Below are 4699 nucleotides of genomic sequence, written 5' to 3'. Positions count from 1 at the left end.
CGACGCCCGCCACCCCGGCTGGGACGTCGCCCTGGCCTGGCTCAAGGCGGCCGACTCGGAGCTCGTGCAGGCGTTCGTGGGGGTGGCGCGCGGGCGGCGGGGCGCCAGCTCGCGCTGAGGGCGGGCGCGCCTATGCTCGGAATGAGCCGCATCACACTCAAGGAGGGCGCATGTCCGAGCATCAGCAGCACGTCGGCCGCCGGGACCCCCGGATCAGCGACGAGGCCATCGAGCGCGGCCGCCGCGCCCACGAGCTCGACCGCGCGCACGTGTTCCACTCGTGGAGCGCGCAGCGCGACCTCACACCCATGACCATCCTCGACGCCGAGGGGTCGTGGGTGTGGGACGGCGAGGGTCGGCCCATGGTCGACTTCAGCGGGCAGCTCGTCTTCACGAACGTCGGCCACCGCCACCCGAAGATCGTGGCCGCGATCCGGGAGCAGGCCGAGACGCTCGCCACCGTGGCCCCGCAGCACGTCAACGACGCCCGGTCCGAGGCGGCCCGGCTGATCACGGAGCGGCTGCCGGAGTCCATCAACCACGTGTTCTTCACGAACGCGGGCGCGGAGGCCAACGAGCACGCGGTGCGGATGGCACGCCTGCACACGGGCCGGCACAAGGTGCTCTCCGCGTACCTCTCGTACCACGGCGCCACGCGCCTGACGGCGAACCTGACCGGCTCCCTGCGGCGCGTGGGCTCGGACTCGGCGTCCGACGGCGTCGTGCACTTCCAGCCCGCGTACACGTACCGCTCCGCGTTCGGCTCGGAGAGCGACGAGCAGGAGGCCGAGCGCGCGCTGGCCCACCTGCGCGACGTGATCGAGCTCGAGGGCCCCTCCACCGTGGCCGCCGTGATCCTCGAGGCCGTCCCCGGCACCGCGGGCATCTTCCTGCCGCCGCCCGGCTACATGGCCGGCGTCAAGGAGCTGTGCCGTGAGCACGGGATCCTGCTGATCATCGACGAGGTCATGGTCGGCTTCGGCCGCGTGGGCGAGTGGTTCGGCCACCAGCTGACGGGCGTCACCCCGGACATCGTCACGTTCGCCAAGGGGGTCAACTCCGGGTATGTGCCGTTGGGCGGCGTCGCCATGAGCGACGACGTCTACGAGAGCTTCGCGACCACGCCCTACCCCGGCGGCCTGACCTACTCGGGCCACCCCCTCGCGTGCGCGGCCGCCGTCGCCGCGATCACCGCGATGGAGGAGGAGGGCATGGTCGCCCACGCGAAGCGCATCGGCGAGGAGGTCATCGGGCCGCGCCTGGCCGAGATCGCCGCGGCCCACCCGAGCGTGGGCGACGTGCGCGGCGCCGGCGCGTTCTGGGCCGTCGAGCTGGTGAAGGACCGGCAGACTCGGGAGCGGCTGGCCCCGCTCGGTCAGGTCGCGCCCGTGATGGGGCGGATGATGGCCGAGGCCAAGGACCGCGGGCTGCTGCTGTTCATGGCCGAGAACCGGTTCCACCTGTGCCCGCCGCTGAACATCTCGGACGAGGACCTGCGCTTCGGCCTCGACGTGCTCGACCAGGTCCTCGCCCTCGCCGACGAGGAGGTCGCGGCCGGCTGACGGGACCCGCCCCCCAGCCCCGCCCGGCCCCGCCCCAGTCCGCCCACCCCGCGTTTTCGAACGTGAAATGGGGGTTCTCAGCGCTTTCGGTCGTGAGATTGGCCCTATCTCACGACCGAAAGTGCGCGTGGCGCGGGGATGCGCGTGGCGCGGGATCGGGGTCAGCCGAGCCGGCCGGCCTCCGAGGCCTCGAACTGCTCCTCGTCCTCGGGCACCGGCTCGGTGCCGCGGGCGCGGGCGATCGCCGTCATGAGGTGGTACACCACCAGGGCGGCGACCGTGCCGAGCGTGATGCCGCCGAACACGAGCCCGCCGACCACGAGCTGGGGGTCGGCGATCGCGATGATCAGGCCCGCACCCGCCGTCATGAGGTTCACGGTGTTGGAGAAGTCCACGCGGTTCTGCACCCAGATGCGCACGCCCATCATGCCGATCATCCCGTAGAGGATGATGCCCGCGCCGCCGGCCACCCCGGCCGGGATGGTGGCGACGGCGGCCCCGAACTTCGGCAGGAACGCGAGGGCGATCGCGGTCAGGCCGGCCACCCAGTACGCCGCCGTCGAGTAGACGCGCGAGCTGGCCATCACGCCGATGTTCTCCGCATACGTGGTGGTGCCGACGCCGCCGCCCGCGCCGGAGAGCATGGTGGACAGGCCGTCCGCGATCAGGGCACGGCCGGTGAGCGGGTCCAGGTCGCGCTTGGTCATCAGCCCGACGGTCCTGACATGGCCGATGTTCTCCGCGACCAGCACGAGCACGACGGGCAGGAACAGGGGCAGCAGGTCCCAGCGCAGCTCCGGGCCGTGGAAGGGCGGCAGCCCGATCCAGGCGGCCTCCCCGACGGCGGCGAAGTCCACCTGGCCCTGCGCGAGGGCCAGCACGTAGCCCACCACGATGCCCACGAGGATGGACAGGCGGCCCAGGAGCCCCCGGAACGTCACGGCCGTGAGCACCACCGCCAGGGCCGTGCCGAACGTGGTGACCGGCACCTCCTGCATGGCCGTCGTCGTGGCGCCGGCGAGGTTGAGGCCGATCAGGGCCACGATCGTGCCCATCACCGCCGGCGGCATGAGCGCGTGGATCCACCCGGTGCCGGCGCGGTGCACGATCGCGCCGATCACCGTGAGCAGCAGGCCCGTCACCAGGATGCCGCCGAGCGCGGCCCCCGTGCCGCCGATCGCGGCGGCGGCCGTCAGGGGTGCGATGAACGCGAACGAGCTGCCCAGGTACGAGGGCAGGCGGTTGCCCGTGATGACCAGGAAGAGCAGGGTGCCCAGGCCGGAGAAGAGCAGCGCCGTCGTCGCGGGCATGCCGGTCAGGGCGGGCACGAGCACGGTGGCGCCGAACATGGCCATCACGTGCTGCACGCCGATGCCCACGGTCCGGGGCCAGCTCAGCCGCTCGTCCGGGGCGACGACGGTGCCCGGGGTGATGGTGCGGCCGTCGCCGTGGAGGCGCCAGCCGGGGCCGCGCGAGGGCCGGGTGGGGGTGGGGGACATGGCCGCCTGCCGAGGGGTCGGGGATGGGGGTGTCGGGCGTTTCTCGGGGGCCTGGAAGCCTGAGCACAGCCCCGGTTCCGCGCCGGTGATTAGGGTACCGTGGGGCGCGTGGCTCAGTACTGTGGTGTGATCGGAGAGGCGCTCGTCGACGTCGTGGTCTCGGACACCGCGACCCCCCGCGTGCACGTCGGGGGCAGCCCCCTGAACGTGGCCGTGGGCCTGAGTCGGCTGGAGCGGCCCGTCCTGTTCGCCGGCCGCCTCGGCCGCGATGCGCACGGGGACATGATCGCCTCGCATCTGCGGGAGAACGGCGTGCGCTGCCTGCTCGAGCCGGATGCCGCCGCCACCTCCGTGGCCACCGCCCGCCTGGACCCCACGGGCGCCGCCAGCTACGAGTTCGAGCTGGACTGGACGCTGCCGCCCGCCGCCGCGCTCGCCCGGGACTTCGACGACGCCGCCGGCGGCCCCCTGCACCACATGCATGCCGGCTCCATCGCCACCATGCTCGCCCCCGGCGACGCCGAGGTGATGGCCCTGCTCGAGCGGATCTCCGCGGTCACGACCATCAGCTACGACCCCAACGTGCGGCCCACGATCGTGCCGGACCGGGCGTTCGCCCGCGCCCGCGCGGAGGAGTCCGTGCGGCTGGCGGACGTGGTGCACGCCTCGGACGAGGACATCGCCTGGCTGTACCCGGACCGCCCGCTGCTCGAGTCGCTGCAGGCGTGGCAGCGGATGGGCCCGGCGTTCGTGGTGATGACCCGCGGCGCCGAGGACATCGTGGCCGTCACCGCGCACGGCGTGGTGGAGCGCCCGATCGTGCCCGTGGACGTCGCGGACACCGTGGGTGCCGGCGACTCGTTCACCGCCGCCCTGCTCGCCGCCCTCGACGACCGCTCCCTGCTCGGCGCCGCGAACCGCGGCCGCCTGCACGCGATGGACCCGGCCGACGTCGAGTCGGTGCTGATCTACGCCTCCCGCGCGTCGGCGATCACGGCCTCCCGCCCGGGGGCGGACCCGCCCACGCGGGCCGAGCTGGCGGACTGATCCCACGCCCGCCCGTCCCCGCACGAATCTGTTGCGCATCTGACCCTTCCGGCGGGTGGGGACGCCCCCAGAAGGGTCAGAGACGCAGAAGATCCCGGCCGCCTCAGAGCAGGCCCAGCCCTCGCACGGCGTCGCGCTCGGCCTCCAGCTCGGCGACGGTCGCGGCCAGCCGCCCGCCCTCACCCGGCAGCACGGACTCGTCCGGCTCCAGCCCCGGCACGATCCGCCACGCGGTGCCGCCGTCGGACGTCACGGGGAACGAGCTGATCAGCCCCTCCGGCACCCCGTAGGAGCCGTCCGAGACCACCGCGGCCGACGTCCGGCGCGGCGCACCGTCCGCGTCCACACCGGTGCCGAGGGTCCAGTCGCGCATGTGATCGATCGCCGCGGACGCCGCCGACGCCGCCGAGCTCGCCCCGCGCACCTCGATGATCTCCGCGCCCCGCCTCGCCACGCGCGGCACGACTCCCTGAGCGCCCGATCCGGGTCCGCGACCGTGTCGCCCTTGAGCGGTCGCCGGTACGCGGAGCGGCTCAGCCCGACCAGACGGCACGCCATCCGTTCGCTCACCCGCAACTTGCCCTTGAGGTG

Annotated in this window: 3 protein-coding genes and 2 pseudogenes; 2 read left to right on the top strand and 3 right to left on the bottom strand. The window is 73.6% G+C overall.

Translation table 11 applies throughout. From position 1 onward, the window contains the following. Nucleotides 1–170 precede the first annotated feature (170 nt). Nucleotides 171–1562 carry an aspartate aminotransferase family protein gene (locus D8M29_RS08655; RefSeq protein ID WP_036316513.1) on the top strand — a complete coding sequence of 464 codons (1392 nt, stop codon included), beginning with the start codon at nucleotides 171–173 and terminating at the stop codon, nucleotides 1560–1562. Between the two features lie 161 nt (nucleotides 1563–1723). Here D8M29_RS08655 and D8M29_RS08650 read toward each other — a convergent pair whose 3' ends face one another. Beyond that, nucleotides 1724–3061 carry a uracil-xanthine permease family protein gene (locus D8M29_RS08650; protein WP_036316530.1) on the bottom strand — a complete coding sequence of 446 codons (1338 nt, stop codon included), beginning with the start codon at nucleotides 3059–3061 and terminating at the stop codon, nucleotides 1724–1726. Between the two features lie 126 nt (nucleotides 3062–3187). Here D8M29_RS08650 and D8M29_RS08645 point away from each other — a divergent pair, with 126 nt between their 5' ends. Further along, complete coding sequence (locus D8M29_RS08645) at nucleotides 3188–4108, top strand: carbohydrate kinase (protein WP_036337149.1); 921 nt, start codon at nucleotides 3188–3190, stop codon at nucleotides 4106–4108. Nucleotides 4109–4211: 103 nt separating this feature from the next. On the opposite strand, the pseudogene D8M29_RS08640 reads toward D8M29_RS08645, so the two are convergent. Next, nucleotides 4212–4571 (bottom strand): annotated as a pseudogene (locus D8M29_RS08640) (malate dehydrogenase); the annotation flags it as partial. Continuing rightward, a pseudogene (locus D8M29_RS08635) lies at nucleotides 4538–4699 on the bottom strand (IS3 family transposase); the annotation flags it as partial. The pseudogenes D8M29_RS08640 and D8M29_RS08635, both read right to left, overlap by 34 nt.

It is taken from the genome of Micrococcus sp. HSID17227 (genome assembly GCF_003989405.1).
In the GTDB taxonomy this organism is placed as follows: domain Bacteria; phylum Actinomycetota; class Actinomycetes; order Actinomycetales; family Micrococcaceae; genus Micrococcus; species Micrococcus luteus.
This window is presented reverse-complemented; position numbering and strand designations above follow the sequence as displayed.